Here is a 13,615-nt window from a genome sequence, read left to right as displayed (position 1 = left end):
CCGCTTCGCCGTATTCGGATAGCTGTAAACTGTCGTGAGAGCGTCTTCGTAGATCCCGATCGACTCGGCGAGTCCGACAGCGACCGATACTATCAGATGAGGGTCAGAAAAGACGAGTTCGTGTCTCGCGCGTACTCGGCGATGAAACCGGAACTGCAGGTTCCGACTGGATAGCCGCCGGCCGGTGGCAGTTCCGACCCGGGTTGTGGCTGCTCGAGAGCAGCCGCTTAGACGGCGCTGCCGGGCTGGTACTCGCCGAACTCGTCGCGCAGGACGTTACAGATCTCGCCGACCGTCGCGTAAGCCTTGACGGCGTCGATGATGTAGGGCATCAGGTTCTGGTCGCTCTGGGCGGTGTCCCGAAGCGCCTCGAGTGCCGCATCGACTTCCTCGTCGTCGCGGTTCGCACGGGTCTCCTCGAGCCCGTCGATCTTCCGCTGCTGGTCCTCCTGAGTGACCTCTTCGACGTCCATCTCGGGCTCTTCGTCTTCGATTTCGAACTCGTTTACGCCGACGATGATCCGGTCTTTCTCCTCGATCTCGCGCTGGCGGTCGAAGGCCGTGTCCTGAATCTGGCGCTGGACCCACTGTTGCTCGACGGCCTCGAGCATGCCGCCGCGCTCTTCGACTTCGTCCAGAATCTCGTAGGCTTCTTCCTCGACCTGGTCTGTGAGGGATTCGACGTAGTAGCTGCCGGCGAGCGGATCGATGGTGTCGGCAGCGCCGGACTCGTGGGCGAGGATCTGCTGGGTCCGCAGGGCAGTACGGACGGATTCTTCGGTCGGGAGCGCAAGCGCCTCGTCCTTGCCGTTGGTGTGTAGCGACTGGGTGCCGCCGAGGACGGCCGCGAGCGCCTGGTAGGCGACGCGGACGACGTTGTTCTCGATCTGCTGGGCGGTCAGCATCGAGCCGGCGGTCTGGGTGTGGAACTTGAGCTGCTTGGACTTGGGGTCGTCGGGGTCGAAGCGCTCCTCGATGATGTCGTGCCACATCCGACGGGCTGCGCGGAACTTCGCGACCTCCTCGAAGATGTTGTTGTGGCCGTTGAAGAAGAACGACAGCTGGGGCGCGAACTCGTCGACGTCGAGGCCGGCCTCGATCGCCGTCTCGACGTACTCGATGCCGTCCCCGAGCGTAAACGCCAGTTCCTGAGCGGCTGTCGAGCCGGCCTCACGGATGTGATAGCCCGAGATCGAGATCGTGTTGAACTTCGGCGTCTCCTCGGCACAGAACTCGAAGATGTCCGTGATGATCCGCATCGACGACTCCGGCGGGTAGATGTAGGTGTTGCGGGCGATGTATTCCTTCAGAATGTCGTTCTGGATCGTCCCTCGGAGTTCCTCGCGGTCGACGCCCTGCTGGTCGCCGACGGCGATATACATCGCCAGCAGCACCGACGCCGGCGCGTTGATCGTCATCGACGTCGAGACTTCATCCAGCGGAATGCCGTCGAAGACGGTCTCCATGTCCTCGAGCGAGTCGATCGCGACGCCGGCCTTGCCGACTTCGCCGGCGGCCATGTCGGCGTCTGAGTCGTAGCCCATCTGGGTCGGCAGGTCGAAGGCCATCGAGAGACCGGTCTGGCCCTGATCGAGCAGATAGTGATAGCGCTCGTTGGTGTCTTCAGGAGTCGAGAAGCCAGCATACTGGCGCATCGTCCAGAGACGACCCCGGTAGCCCGTGGAGTAGACCCCGCGTGTGTACGGCGGCTCGCCGGGATTGCCCAGATCCTCCTCGTAGTCGAGATCATCGACGTCCGCCGGCGTGTAGAGGCGATCGACCTCCTGGCCGCCCGTATCGGTCGTAAACGTTTCCTTGCGTTCGCCGAAGCGGTCGAGGACGGGTTCTACCTCCTCCTCGTGCCACTCCTCCTTGCTGGCACGGATCTCCTCGAGTTCGTCGGGATCGAACATTATCAAAAGCGTGGACGGCACGGGGCTTGAACTTTGATGAACACGGCCGACCACCTGTCGCATCGATGAACAGATCGGCGCGAATCTAGACGCTGTCGTCCGGATCGTGCCGGGCGGCCATCCGCGAGGCTTCCTCGGCGTACCGCGCTCGCGTGTCCGGATCGTCGACGGTTCCGAGCGATTCGGGCGGGACGCACAATCCGGCTTTGGTCTCGCGTGTTGGGCCCGAAAAACTGGTCAGCGCTCGCTCTCGGCGGTGGTACTGCCGGCCGTCTTCGGTCGCGTACACGAGGATGATAATGTTGAGTTCGTCGTCCCCGTACGTTCGCTCGACGAGCCAGACGCGAACGTCGTCCTCCTCGTCGCGGTCGGCGTGCTCGGTTCCGGTCGTCCCCTCGGATCCGTTCGCAGTCATGACTGTTGATTCTACTTCCGCATCCGGTTATGTGTTGTGGCGTCGACGATCCAATAGGACCAACGCCGCTGTCGGCGTTTCCATCGCTACCGGCCCGTATCGTACTTGTACGTCGCCGAGTCGGGATCGATGCCGAAGTCCTCCGGTGACTCCTCGTCTCGTGCGTCCTCGCGTCCGTCCGGCGCGCGCTTGAACGCCTCCCGGAATCGCTCGGGCATCCGGAACTCGTCGACGTCGATCGACAGCGGGACCGCGTCCGGATCGGAGCCCTCGCGTTTGTCCTCGAGTCGGTCCTGCAACACGGCCGGGAGATCCGACTCCGAGACCCGCTGGAAGCCGAACTGGGCGAGATAGGCACCCTCGCCGGTCAGGGCGTAGACGGTGTCGAACCCCTCGTCACCGGCGTACTCCACGAGCCGTTCGACGACGTGAGCCCCGACGCCCTGCCCGCGCCAGTTCTCGAGGACGCCGATGCTGGTCAACTCACAGACGTCGTCCGAGTCCTCGGGCTTGTGGACGCGGATGCGGCCGAAGCCGGCTTTTTCGCCGGATTCTTCGTCGACAGCGACGACGTAGTCTCGAGAGCGAAACGCCGTCTCGTCGAGTCCCATCGCCTCGATGTGATCCAGCAACCAGACCTCCTCTCTGTTTTTCGCGTCCCGAACGTACATGATTCGACGTAGGCGACCTGCAGTCAAAAGGGTTTGTGGGTTGCCATACCGTCGATCAACAGCCCGTGTCCCTCACGCCGTCTGTCGGGCCGGTCGGTCGGCACCTCGACGACGCTGATCGCATGGCCCTGTTCCAGACTCGAGATCCACTTTCGCCAAACGAGTTTTGATATATACTGTATTATACTCCTGTCTAAATCATGAACCGTGACTAATACACTGGAGAATGGTTCGATACGTCCAATCGATACGGCAATAGACAACATATGGCAAAGACTTATACGCTGCTATGACAACAGATATCCTACCATGGTAGAATGCGAACGTTGTGGCGATGACGTTTCCCAGCTCTTCACGTATCGACACCGATCCGACACCATGACTCACCGCCGAACCCGGGAGGTCTGTGCGACCTGTCATCCGTCCGTTCCGAAGGGAGTCCGATCCGATCATCCCTCCGAGAGACCCGTCGCCGACGGCGGAACGTACGCCGACTGTCCGATCTGTTCGGGAGCCACGATCGCCGTCGATGACTCGTCTACAGGCTGAGTAGGGCGAGTGCCTCGGGGTTTGTCCCCGAGGTACTTCACGTGCGTCGACTGTGGGTGGACTGGCAGACGGTATAGTAACAACTGAAACGATTTACACGCCGAGCGCACAGCAGTCGTGCGATCGGGTGTGCACTGATTTTCAGTGGCGACTATAGCTGTGCGTTCGTCGGCTGTCGCTCACTCAACTTGTATCCGCGTCCGGTCGTCGCGTTCCCCTGCCCGCTCGAGCAATCGTTCGATCCGGTCGTCCGTCGAGGGATGTGTCGAGAACAGTCGAGTCAACGCGTCCTCCTCGGGTTCGGTGTGGACGTACAGCGTCGAGAGTAACCCGCGCGTGGGGTCTGCGGCCCGCTGGATCGTCCGCAGCGCGCGAGCGAGTGCGAGCGGCTTGCCGGTGACGTCGACAGCCCGCTCATCGGCGGCATACTCCCGCCGGCGCGAGTGAGCACGGACGGCCAGCGTCACGAGCAGCAGGGCAACCACCACGCCACTCTCCACGAGCCGCAACAGGCGGCCAAAGGCCGTCTGCGACCACGACTGGGGATCCCCGCGGAGCCACGCAAGCGCTCGTGCAGCCCCCACGATCGGTAACAGAACCGGCGTCACCACCACGAAGACGACGCCGGCGAGCGTCCGGAAGACGCTGTACGCGAGCGTCTGTACGAACGCGTCGTACCCCTCGAGGTGCGCGAGTTCGTGGGCCACGAGTGTCTCGAGCCCGTCGAGGGACAGCAGCTGAAAGAGCGAGCGATCGAGCACGATCACGCCGTCGCGGCCACCACCCAGCGCGAAGGCGTTCGGAACCGGCAGCCGCGCGATCATGATCGTCGGTGTATCGACGTCCATGCGCGCCTCGAGGCGGTCGAGTCGCCGGTAGAACGCGGGCGCGTGTGATCGCGGCAGTTCGACCGCCTCGAGACGCGAGAGCAACTGGCTGGTTCCGAACCGATAGCTCAGATAGCCGCCGACGAGGCCGACCCCGACGAGGGCCACCAGCGTTATCACGGGGTCGGGTGCCGAGGCGCGAAGCACCGACAGCGCCCAGTAGCTGACGGCGGCAAGCGAGAGATACCACAGCAACAGCAGACTGCCGATCACTGCCATCAGGAGACGGGTTCCCGTCCTCGCTCGACGAGCGCGCATCGTTCTCGTGTCGAACTAGGACCGGCTGACTCAAACGGGTGTCGGCAGGCCGAACCGGTGCTCGTCGAGGGGCTACCCCGCCGAGAGCGCCTCCTCGAGTCGATCCTCGATGTCGTCCAGTTCCTCGCGCAGGGCGTCGCCCTCAGCATCGTCGAGATCGTCGATCCGGTTGGCGAGTCCCTGGAGCCGCGAGTACTTCTCTTCCTCGTCGACGCTCGTTTTCTGGACGTAGACGTCCTCGCCGACGTCGTAGACCTCGTCTTCCTCCAGTTCGGTCACCGCGAGGACGACGTCCAGTTTGTCCCGGTCGATGCCGGTGACCCACTCGCGGGGGATACCGCGGTCGTCGAGCGCGGCGAACACGGTCTCGGCGTCCTTCGGCCGGCGTCGCTCCCGCGTCGTCCGCCGGACGGTTCCGTACCGACCGTGAAGTTGCTGGTCCGGCCCCAGGCGCTCGAGTAACGGCGCTCGCGTCGAGCGGCGCAGCCGGTCGGCGCCGTGCTGGACGTCGGACGCGAGGACGTACAGATCCGTCAGGGAGTCGGTCTCGAGCGCCGTAGGATCGTCAGCGTCGAGGCGCTCGAGCAGCGCCGCCAGGAGCAGCGCGTCGTCGTGGACGCGTTCGGGCGGGGCTCTCGCGTCCGCCGCCGGGACGAGAAACGGGCTTTTCCCGCCGGCAGCATCGGTGTCGTAGCTGATCGCCCCGTCGTCGACTGCGTACTCGTCGCTGAGGGTCACGACACTTGCGTACGGCTCGACTCCCGGCTGCAGGTCCTCGATGGCAACCGCCCCCTCGTCGAGGCGCTCGAGAAAGACGACGAACTGCTCACGCCAGAGCGACCGACGTTCACCGCTATCCTCGAACCGGACGACGATCCGGTCGGCCGCGGTTCGTTCGATGCCGAACGGCCGCTCTGAGACCGGCGTGACCAGTTCCGCACCCGGCTCGAGGTCCTCACACTGGGTCCGGAGGCTCGTCCAGGTGTCGTCGGGTTCCATACGCCACGTACGGTATGCACGCGCAAAAACCGCAGCCACGAATCTGCAGCGATCCCGTCTCGTCGCGGCCCGATCGACGAGCGGCGGGCCGTGTGTCGGAGAGGGTGCCTTCTACCGGAGCACAGCCGGGAGCTGCGACAGCGACGAGAGCTGATAGGTGGGCGTGACGTCCAGGTCGGCCCCATCGTCGTCAGCCCGCGAGACGAGCACCGAATCGATACCGGCGTTGTCGGCCGCGCGGACGTCGACGGCCCGGTCGCCGACGTACAGTGCGGTCTCGGCCTCGAGGTCGTCGATCGCGGCCTCGATGTTCGTCGGGTTGGGTTTGCGTCTGGCCAGCCCGTCGGCGGTCAGCGGACAGCCGTAGACGGTCTCGAACAGCGAGCGGAGCCCGAACCGGTCGAGTAGCGTCGAGACGACGGTCGGATGGTTGTCGCTGACGATCCCGAGGGGGGCCTCGAGCGATCGCATCGTGGTGACGTCGTCGTAGACCGAGCGCAGGCCCCGTTCGACTTCCTCGCGCTGGACGCGGACCATCTCCCGGGCGGCCTGGGCACAGAACGTGTCCGTCTGGATGCCGAGGCTGCGACACCGCTTTGCGATCGACTCGAAGTCACCGCGCATGAGCTCCTGAAACGTCTCGGTCGCCGGCCCGGTGCGGCCGAATTTCTCGTACGTTCGGCCGAGCGCGTCGTAGAGTCGCTGGGACGAGGGGGTCTCGACCACGACCCCGTCGAAGTCGAACAGGACCGCGTCGTAGTACATTGCTACCGGGCCATATCGACTCCGAAGCAATAACCCTATCTGATCGTCCGACGCGCTCGGAAACCGCCAGCCATCTCCGGTGGACCCAGAGCTAAGGTTCTCGGTATGGAACCTCCACGTATGTTACACGCGGAAGGGCCACTGCTCACCGTCGACGTCGGTGAGCGAACTGCACGCGAGACGACCATCGACGAGTTACTCGAGGCCACGGTCGGCGGCCGCGCGACGGCAACGGCGCTCGCTCACGAGCGGATTCCCTTCGACGCCGATCCGTTCGGACCGGCGAACCGGGCGTACGTCTCGACCGGGCCGCTCCAGCAGTCGACGATGTCGTTTACCGGCCGGATGAACATGACCGGTCTCTCGCCGCTGACCGATGGCCTGGTCTCGTCGAACGCCGGCGGCTATCTCTCACGGAACTTCGTCGGGACCGGGATCAGCGTCCTCGAGCTCACCGGCGAGAGCGACGACTTGCTCGCCGTCCACGTGACGGACGACGGCGTTACGTTCGAAGCCGTGCCGGAACTCGAGGGTGCGACGGTACCCGAGACCTCCGACTACATGAGCGAGCATCACGATCTGGGGCCAGAACACTGCCTCGCGATCGGTCCGGCGGGCGAGAACCTGGTGCGCTTTGCCTCGGTCATGACCTTCGACTCGCGGGCGTTCGGCCGTGGCGGGCTGGGTGCCGTCCTCGGGTCGAAGAACGTCAAGTGCGTCACGTTCGCAGGTGACGCCGACCCGCCGGTCGAGATTCCCGACCCGCCCGAAAGCGAAATCCACCGGGAAGCGGCCACGGCCGACGACCGACAGCGCCGCCAGGGGACGACCGGCAGCACGGAGTTCATCAACGACAACTTCGCGCTGCCGACGCGATACTTCCGGGAATACGAGTTCGAGGACGTTGCAGGCATCGGTGGCAACGCTGTCGAGGCGAAAAAGTACAAGAAAGGAGCCTGCTCGGCCTGTGCCTACGCCTGCAAGCTGCCGACGCGGGACGAGGAAAGCGGCCTCGAGACGGAAGGCCCCGAGTTCGAGACCGTCTACGCCTTCGGCTCCCAGCAGGGCGTCGGCGACATCGTCGACGTCATGCAGGCGAACGAACTCTGTGATACGCTCGGTATGGACACCATTTCGGCAGGCGTCACCGTCGCGGCCTATCTCGCGAGCGAAGACGAGTTCGGCAACGCCGACCTCGCCCAGGAGGTAACCGAGCAAATCGCGTATCGCGAGGGGATCGGTGACCGGCTCGCGGAGGGCGTCGCCCGCGTCCACGACGACCTCGGCGTCGACGACTACACGGTCAAGGGCATGGAGTTCGCCGCCCACGACGGCCGCGTCCTCCACGGGCAGGGCCTGTCCTACGCCGTCGCGAACCGCGGCGCGGACCACCTCTACGCGAGCATGCTGAGTCTCGAGTACAGCGGCGACCTCGACCCCCAGGGAACCAGCGGCAAGGCAGCGACGCTGGTCGAACGGGAGAACTACAGCGCCTTCCTGGATACGGGTATCGTCTGTGTGTTCGGCAGTGACTACGTCACCGAGGACCGCCTCGAGACGCTGTTCGACGCCGACTACGACGACCTGCTGGCCGTCGGCGCGCGAACGGTCGCACTCGAACGCCACTTCAACAACCAGCGCGGCTTCGACCGGGACGACGACGGGTTGCCCTACGAGATCCCCGACCTCGAGGACTCGATCGCCGAGTACTATGCAGAGCGGGGCTGGAACGACGACGGGATGGTCCCGACGGAGGCGCTCGAGTCGCCGCCCGCACCGTCAGCCGACTGAACCCTCGTCAGATCGTCTGAGACAGGCCATCAGCCGCCGTACACCGACGGCACCAGGCGGATCACGGCATCCGCCTCGAGGTCGGTCTCGAGCCCGTCGATGTGGACGACGTTGCGTTTGTCTTTCGTGACGACTGTGTCTCCCGCCAGCGACGGCTCGTCGCTCTCGCAGTCGGTCACGAGGTCGCCCTCGAGGGCCGGGAACTCGGCCTCGAGTTCGCACAGGAGATCGCCAACAGTGTCAGCGTCCGTTCGATAGGGAACCGTCTTCTCGCCGACGGCGTCGCGAAACGGACCGAAGAAGACACACTCGATTTGCACGGCGCGACGTTCGACGCCACGGGTCTTGTAATCGACGGCCCTGGCGCTCGAGAACGAGGTGTTACGACGGCGTCAACCGATCCCACAGCGACTTCATGTCTTTGGCCGTCGCCAACGTCTCGAGTTCGCGGAAGGCCGATTTCTCCTCGTCGTAGTTGGATTCGAGCGGCTGCTGAACGTCGTTGCCGAGTTCGAGTTGTTCCGCGATGGTCGTCAGCCCCTCGTAGGCCGTCATCTCGAGCCGTTCGGTCATCATCCCCGCGTTCAGGTAGACCATATTGAGCAGCTCGTCGTCCTCGATCTGGGACTCGAACTCGCGTCGCTCCTCCTCGAGGCCGTCGAGGACGGCGCTGTCGCGGACTTCGGCGGGCCGGTCGAGCGCCGCGAAGACGTCCTCGAGGCGCTGGACCTGCGTTCGGGTCTCGTCGCGGTGATCGGCGAAGCCCTGGCTCATCCGGTCGTTGGTCGTGTTGCGAGCCATCTCGTCTAACGTCTCGACGAGTTCTTGCTCGATGTAATACTGTTGTGCGAGCTTGTGGACGAACAGCTCGTGGAGATCGGTCATCGACATACCGGAACACCGCCAGCCAGCGGCTTAATCGCGCGGCCCGAGCACGCAGGCGCGGCGCTGTCGGTTGTCTCTTCTGCCGCTCTGCCGAGTCCGGCTGGTTCTTCCGACTTATTTCGACTCGAGCCCCGGCACGTCATCAGGGACGTCGAAGTCGTGATAGTGTTCGCCTTTCTCCTTGCTCAGGATCGACAACGCCGCTGACGCGCCGTCGCCCGCAGCGATGACCGCCTGCCACTCCTCGGCTCGGACCATCGCACCCGTCGCGTACAGGTCGTCGATGCTCGTCTCCGTGTCGAGATCGACGTCGACGGTACCGTCGTCGTCGAAGTCGACCCCGAGGTCCTCGGCCATCGAGCGGTCGGCACCGGTCGCGAGGACGACGTAGTCGGCGTCGTACTCGTCGTCGTTGGTTTCGACCCGGAAGCCGTCGTCGCCCGACTCGACAGCGGTTACTTCCTCGCCGACGCGGACGTCCGCGCCGCGGTCGCGGACCTGTCCGCGGGTGAGTTTCATGAACTCGTCGCCGCTGATGCTCCGGATACCGGGATAGTTGAACAGGTGGGCCTTGTGCATCCACGTCTCGTCGGAATCGAAGACGATAGTCTCGAGGCCGTTCTTTCCGGTAAACAGCGCTGCGCTCAGGCCGGCGGGGCCGCCGCCGACGATCGCGACATCTGGCATGGACGAACGCACCACAAATGCTCTGATAAACAATTTCGACAGATTGCATGACTCTCTCGACCGGCAACACTCGCCGAGGGTGGGCAATCGTCCGACGGCGGCCGACCGCAACCCTGTTGGAACTCGTCTGCCGAGGAGCGAGCAGTGGCACCCTCGAGACAGCAGCTCCGACGGACGCTCTGGGTGTTGGTGGCGGCAGCGACGCTGACGGTCATGGCGGGTGCGATCCTTGGCCCGGTCGTGCCGCGGATCCAGCGAGAACTGGGCGTCTCCGGGCTCAGAGCCGGGCTCATCGTCACGACCCACGGCGGTGTCATCGTCCTCGCGAGCCCGCTCGTGGGGTCGCTCGTCGATCGAATCGGTGCTCGCCGACCCTTCGTGGGCGGGCTCGTCGTCTACGGCCTCGGCGGCGGGGTTGGACTGGTCGTCGACTCGTTTTACCCGCTGCTGGCCTCCCGCGTCGTCCTCGGACTCGGCACCGCCGCGGTCTATACGTCGGTGACCGTGCTCATCTACGATCTCTACGAGGGACAGGCGATGGAGCGAGCGCTGGGGTATCGCAGCAGCGCGAACAGCGCCGGTGCCGCGGTCTGGCCGCTGATCGGCGGCGCTGCTGGGGCGATCGCGTGGAACCTGCCGTTCGGAATCTATCTCGTCGCGGTGCCACTCGGCGTCGTCGCCGCGCTGACGGTTCCCGAGACCGACCCGGCCGACGATACCGGCGGTGCGGCTGCGGACGGGAGCAGGAACGAAGACGGGAACGGCGATGTCGCGGCAGTGCTTTCCGTGTTCCGCGACCGACCGGCGCTCCCGCTCGTGTACCTGCTGTACTTCGGCGCGAACGCGTTGCTGTACGTGATCGTCGTGTTCTATCCGCAGTTCCTGGCCGGCATCGACGTGACCGACTCCCTGCAGATCAGCCTCTATCTCGCGGCAAACGGCGCTGCCGGGGGCGTCTCAGCGATCGCGTACGACCGCCTGCTGCGGTACGTCGACCGGTCGACGCTCGTGCTAGCGGCACTCGTCCTCTGGACCGTCGGGTTCGGGATCGCGACCGCCGTCGGAACCGCCGTCGGCGCGGCGATTCCGGTCGTCCTGTTCGGCCTCGGCATCGGGCTGGTCTTCCCCTCGACGTTCGCGTGGGTCGAAGCGTTCGCACCGCCGGCGCGGCAGGGCCAGTTCAGTTCGTACGTCGCCTCCTTTGGCTACACTGGCCAGTTCCTCTCGCCGGTCCTGTTCGGGGCGCTCGTTCCGCTCGCTGGCATCAGGGGCGTCTTCGTCGCCGCTACTGCGGTCGCCGGCCTCGCCGCCATCGGACTCGGCACGAGCCAGCTCCGCAGGGGGACCATCTGATTCGGTCAGTCCCGGGGATTCCGGTGTGGTCGGCGATTCCGCCCCTCGTTCCTTGTAACTGGGCGTGGACAGCCAGACCCACTGTTCCCTATGTCCAACCAGCCCTCATCGGAGTCCCCGCGCGAGAAATCGCTATGGCTCGCCACGACGCCGACAACCGAGTACGGCCCCCTCGAGGACGGCATGGACGTCGACGTGGCCGTCGTCGGTGGCGGTATCACCGGTCTGACCGCGGCGATCGAACTGCAAGAGGCCGGAAAGACCGTCGCGGTGCTCGAGGCCGATCGGATCGTCGAGAGCACCACCGGCCACACGACGGCCAAGCTCACCTCCCAGCACGGGCTGAAATACGACAGGCTCGTCTCGCAGTTCGGCGAGGAAAAAGCACGACAGTACGCCGACGCGAACGAGGCAGCGATCGACGCTGTCGAGCGACGCGTCGAGACCGAAGATATCGACTGTGACTTTCAGCGGACGGCGGCCTACACCTACGCCAGCACCGCCGCGAACGTCGATCAGCTCCGCGACGAGGTCGAGGCGGCTCAGCGGGTCGGCCTCCCGGCCTCATACGTCGAGGAGACGCCGCTGCCGTTCGACATCGCCGGCGCGGTCCGGTTCGATGCGCAGGCGGAGTTCCACCCGCGGAAGTACCTGCTCGCGATCGCCGAATCAGTCCACGGGAACGGCAGCTACGTCTTCGAAGAGACGCACGCAGAAGACATCGACCCTGGTTCGCCGTGTCGCGTCGAGACGGACCGCGGCGCGGTCGTCGCCGACGACGTGGTCGTCGCGACGCACTTCCCCGTCTTCGACCGCGCAGGGTACTTCGCGCGGATGCATCCCCACCGCGCGTACCTGCTGGGCGTCCGGGTCGCGGAGACGCCGCTTTCGGGAATGTACTACAGCACCGACTCGCCACCGGCGACGATCCGAACGCATCCGACCGACGACGGGGACGACGAACTCCTCCTCGTCGGCGGTCAGAGCCACAAACCCAGCGTCGGTGGCGTTCCGACCTCCGAGCGGTACCGGCGCTGCGAGGCGTTCGCCCGCGAACACTTCACCGTCGAATCGATCGAATATCGCTGGTCGACGATGGACTACTCGCCAGTCGACGGCGTGCCGTTCGTTGGACGGATCGATCCCCTGGCCAAGCATGTCTACGTCGGCACTGGGTTCGGCGGCTGGGGGATGACCGGCGGCACCGCCGCGGGGATGATTCTCACCGATCTCATTACCGAGGACTCGAGCCCCTGGACCGACGTGTTCGACCCACAGCGGCTCACGCCCGGGGCCTCAGCGAAGTCCTTCCTCGAGGAGAACGCCAAAGTCGGCGGCAGCTTCGTCGCGGACCGGATCAGGGCGCTGCTCGCAGGTCTCGAGAAGGGCGGTGCGGCCGCCATCCCACCCGGCGACGCCCGCGTCATCCGGCGTTCGAATCGGCCGATCGGCCTCTACCGCGATGCGGACGGCACGACCCACGCCGTCTCGGCGACCTGCCCGCACATGGGCTGTCTCGTCCGATGGAACGACGCCGAGCGGACCTGGGACTGTCCCTGTCACGGCTCGCGGTTCACCTACGACGGTGACGTACTCTCGGGGCCTGCCGTCGAAGGGTTGCTGTACAGACAACTCTGACCGCGGTGGCGAGAGCGGCCGGTCTACGGGAGTGACACCGACGCGAGGTCGACTCGGGTCGGTTCCGGAACCGGCTCGCTCGAGACGGCGTACGTCCCCCGTTCGGTCGGCTCCTGGTCTCCAGTGGGCAACACGATCACACCTCTTGCCAGCAGCGGCGCGATCACGCCGGCCGCGACGGTCCGGGGATCCGACAGGGGCGCGCGGACGACCACGCGGTCGCCGGCCTCGAGTCCAATATCGTCGACGACCTCGCGGGCGGCGTCCAGCACCTCCTCGTGGGTCACCGTTTGTTCGCCGTCGGTCAGGATCGCCGTGTCGGGGTCGATCGACAGCGGCGGGAACGACGGGTTCTCGGTCCAGACGCCGGCGTCGAAGTGGTGGACGTCCGGTGCGTCGGGTTTGTCGCCGTAGCCGACCCGCTGTGCGCCCCGCGGCAGGTCGTATTCTTCGAGTTCCTCGACGGGGGCAACGAGCGCCCGGAATGCGTCGTCGTCGGCGAGATCGGTCGGTGGCTCGAAGCGGGTCCGGCCCTCAAGCAGCGTCGTCCCCAAGAAGGCGAGCAGGGCCAGCGGACCGTCGCCGACGACGCCGACGGTGACGCCCTCGCGGACGCCCGCGTGGCGCAGGAAGTTGCCGGACTTCCAGGCGGTGGTACACAGCCAGTGGTAGTCGTACTCCCGGCCCGTCACGTCGACGAGCCCGGTTCGGTCGTCGCGGAGTTCCCGGGTGAGTAGATCGTCGACCGTCGCGGCGTTCATACTCGAACGTGGGAAGCGCGGCGAAAAAAGCGCGCCGACTCGG

13 protein-coding genes are annotated in these 13,615 nt (G+C 65.5%); 3 read left to right on the top strand and 10 right to left on the bottom strand.

Features of this window, described 5'->3' with window-relative positions:
- Nucleotides 1-227: 227 nt before the first annotated feature.
- The 6 genes from ACFR99_RS00495 to ACFR99_RS00470 form a co-directional block, all read right to left on the bottom strand.
- The gene (locus tag ACFR99_RS00495; protein ID WP_390283233.1) at nucleotides 228-1,913 is read right to left on the bottom strand and encodes an acyl-CoA mutase large subunit family protein; all 1,686 of its coding nucleotides are present in this window, start codon (nucleotides 1,911-1,913) and stop codon (nucleotides 228-230) included.
- A gap of 85 nt (nucleotides 1,914-1,998) precedes the next feature.
- Entirely contained in the window at nucleotides 1,999-2,328 is a 330-nt protein-coding gene (locus ACFR99_RS00490) for a DUF7967 family protein (protein WP_390283231.1), read from the bottom strand.
- An 86-nt stretch (nucleotides 2,329-2,414) separates the two neighbouring features.
- Nucleotides 2,415-2,999 (bottom strand): GNAT family N-acetyltransferase, encoded by a 585-nt coding sequence (locus ACFR99_RS00485; protein WP_390283229.1) that lies wholly within the window; start codon nucleotides 2,997-2,999, stop codon nucleotides 2,415-2,417.
- Nucleotides 3,000-3,727: 728 nt separating this feature from the next.
- Nucleotides 3,728-4,654: a M48 family metallopeptidase gene (locus tag ACFR99_RS00480; protein ID WP_390283227.1), complete on the bottom strand. Its 927-nt coding sequence runs from the start codon at nucleotides 4,652-4,654 to the stop codon at nucleotides 3,728-3,730.
- A 111-nt stretch (nucleotides 4,655-4,765) separates the two neighbouring features.
- A complete protein-coding gene (locus tag ACFR99_RS00475) occupies nucleotides 4,766-5,692 on the bottom strand; it encodes a DUF7983 family protein (RefSeq protein ID WP_390283225.1) in 927 nt (308 codons plus the stop codon).
- A gap of 111 nt (nucleotides 5,693-5,803) precedes the next feature.
- Nucleotides 5,804-6,457, bottom strand: coding sequence for an HAD family hydrolase (locus ACFR99_RS00470; RefSeq protein WP_390283223.1), 654 nt, complete (start codon nucleotides 6,455-6,457; stop codon nucleotides 5,804-5,806).
- A 120-nt stretch (nucleotides 6,458-6,577) separates the two neighbouring features.
- Here ACFR99_RS00470 and ACFR99_RS00465 point away from each other — a divergent pair, with 120 nt between their 5' ends.
- A complete protein-coding gene (locus ACFR99_RS00465) occupies nucleotides 6,578-8,248 on the top strand; it encodes an aldehyde ferredoxin oxidoreductase C-terminal domain-containing protein (RefSeq protein ID WP_390284142.1) in 1,671 nt (556 codons plus the stop codon).
- 29 nt (nucleotides 8,249-8,277) lie between these two features.
- On the opposite strand, the gene ACFR99_RS00460 is transcribed toward ACFR99_RS00465, so the two are convergent.
- The 3 genes from ACFR99_RS00460 to ACFR99_RS00450 all read right to left on the bottom strand — a co-directional run bounded on the left by ACFR99_RS00460 (nucleotide 8,278) and on the right by ACFR99_RS00450 (nucleotide 9,820).
- On the bottom strand, nucleotides 8,278-8,568 hold the full coding sequence (locus tag ACFR99_RS00460; RefSeq protein ID WP_390283221.1) for a MoaD/ThiS family protein: 291 nt from the start codon (nucleotides 8,566-8,568) through the stop codon (nucleotides 8,278-8,280).
- Nucleotides 8,569-8,629: 61 nt separating this feature from the next.
- Entirely contained in the window at nucleotides 8,630-9,139 is a 510-nt protein-coding gene (locus tag ACFR99_RS00455) for a YciE/YciF ferroxidase family protein (protein ID WP_390283219.1), read from the bottom strand.
- Between the two features lie 108 nt (nucleotides 9,140-9,247).
- A complete protein-coding gene (locus tag ACFR99_RS00450) occupies nucleotides 9,248-9,820 on the bottom strand; it encodes an FAD-dependent oxidoreductase (protein WP_390283217.1) in 573 nt (190 codons plus the stop codon).
- A 213-nt stretch (nucleotides 9,821-10,033) separates the two neighbouring features.
- Here ACFR99_RS00450 and ACFR99_RS00445 point away from each other — a divergent pair, with 213 nt between their 5' ends.
- Together ACFR99_RS00445 and ACFR99_RS00440 are read left to right on the top strand one after the other, a co-directional pair.
- Nucleotides 10,034-11,173 carry an MFS transporter gene (locus ACFR99_RS00445; protein WP_390284140.1) on the top strand — a complete coding sequence of 380 codons (1,140 nt, stop codon included), beginning with the start codon at nucleotides 10,034-10,036 and terminating at the stop codon, nucleotides 11,171-11,173.
- 90 nt (nucleotides 11,174-11,263) lie between these two features.
- Nucleotides 11,264-12,811 carry an FAD-dependent oxidoreductase gene (locus ACFR99_RS00440; RefSeq protein ID WP_390283215.1) on the top strand — a complete coding sequence of 516 codons (1,548 nt, stop codon included), beginning with the start codon at nucleotides 11,264-11,266 and terminating at the stop codon, nucleotides 12,809-12,811.
- A gap of 23 nt (nucleotides 12,812-12,834) precedes the next feature.
- Here ACFR99_RS00440 and ACFR99_RS00435 read toward each other — a convergent pair whose 3' ends face one another.
- The gene (locus tag ACFR99_RS00435) at nucleotides 12,835-13,572 is read right to left on the bottom strand and encodes a hypothetical protein (protein WP_390283213.1); all 738 of its coding nucleotides are present in this window, start codon (nucleotides 13,570-13,572) and stop codon (nucleotides 12,835-12,837) included.
- Between the last annotated feature and the right edge of the window lie 43 nt (nucleotides 13,573-13,615).

The organism is Haloarchaeobius amylolyticus (assembly GCF_042678045.1).
Taxonomy (GTDB): Archaea; Halobacteriota; Halobacteria; order Halobacteriales; family Natrialbaceae; genus Natrinema; species Natrinema amylolyticus_A.
Note: the sequence above shows the minus strand (reverse complement) of the source record. Positions and strands in the feature narration are given on the sequence as shown.

What these genes read in the sequence shown, in the direction of transcription:
- ACFR99_RS00495 (WP_390283233.1), bottom strand. Translation starts at nt 1,913, where the DNA reads ATGTTCGATCCCGACGAACTCGAGGAGATCCGTGCCAGCAAGGAGGAG.
- ACFR99_RS00490 (WP_390283231.1), bottom strand. Translation starts at nt 2,328, where the DNA reads ATGACTGCGAACGGATCCGAGGGGACGACCGGAACCGAGCACGCCGAC.
- ACFR99_RS00485 (WP_390283229.1), bottom strand. Translation starts at nt 2,999, where the DNA reads ATGTACGTTCGGGACGCGAAAAACAGAGAGGAGGTCTGGTTGCTGGAT.
- ACFR99_RS00480 (WP_390283227.1), bottom strand. Translation starts at nt 4,654, where the DNA reads ATGGCAGTGATCGGCAGTCTGCTGTTGCTGTGGTATCTCTCGCTTGCC.
- ACFR99_RS00475 (WP_390283225.1), bottom strand. Translation starts at nt 5,692, where the DNA reads ATGGAACCCGACGACACCTGGACGAGCCTCCGGACCCAGTGTGAGGAC.
- ACFR99_RS00470 (WP_390283223.1), bottom strand. Translation starts at nt 6,457, where the DNA reads ATGTACTACGACGCGGTCCTGTTCGACTTCGACGGGGTCGTGGTCGAG.
- ACFR99_RS00465 (WP_390284142.1), top strand. Translation starts at nt 6,578, where the DNA reads ATGTTACACGCGGAAGGGCCACTGCTCACCGTCGACGTCGGTGAGCGA.
- ACFR99_RS00455 (WP_390283219.1), bottom strand. Translation starts at nt 9,139, where the DNA reads ATGTCGATGACCGATCTCCACGAGCTGTTCGTCCACAAGCTCGCACAA.
- ACFR99_RS00450 (WP_390283217.1), bottom strand. Translation starts at nt 9,820, where the DNA reads ATGCCAGATGTCGCGATCGTCGGCGGCGGCCCCGCCGGCCTGAGCGCA.
- ACFR99_RS00445 (WP_390284140.1), top strand. Translation starts at nt 10,034, where the DNA reads ATGGCGGGTGCGATCCTTGGCCCGGTCGTGCCGCGGATCCAGCGAGAA.
- ACFR99_RS00440 (WP_390283215.1), top strand. Translation starts at nt 11,264, where the DNA reads ATGTCCAACCAGCCCTCATCGGAGTCCCCGCGCGAGAAATCGCTATGG.
- ACFR99_RS00435 (WP_390283213.1), bottom strand. Translation starts at nt 13,572, where the DNA reads ATGAACGCCGCGACGGTCGACGATCTACTCACCCGGGAACTCCGCGAC.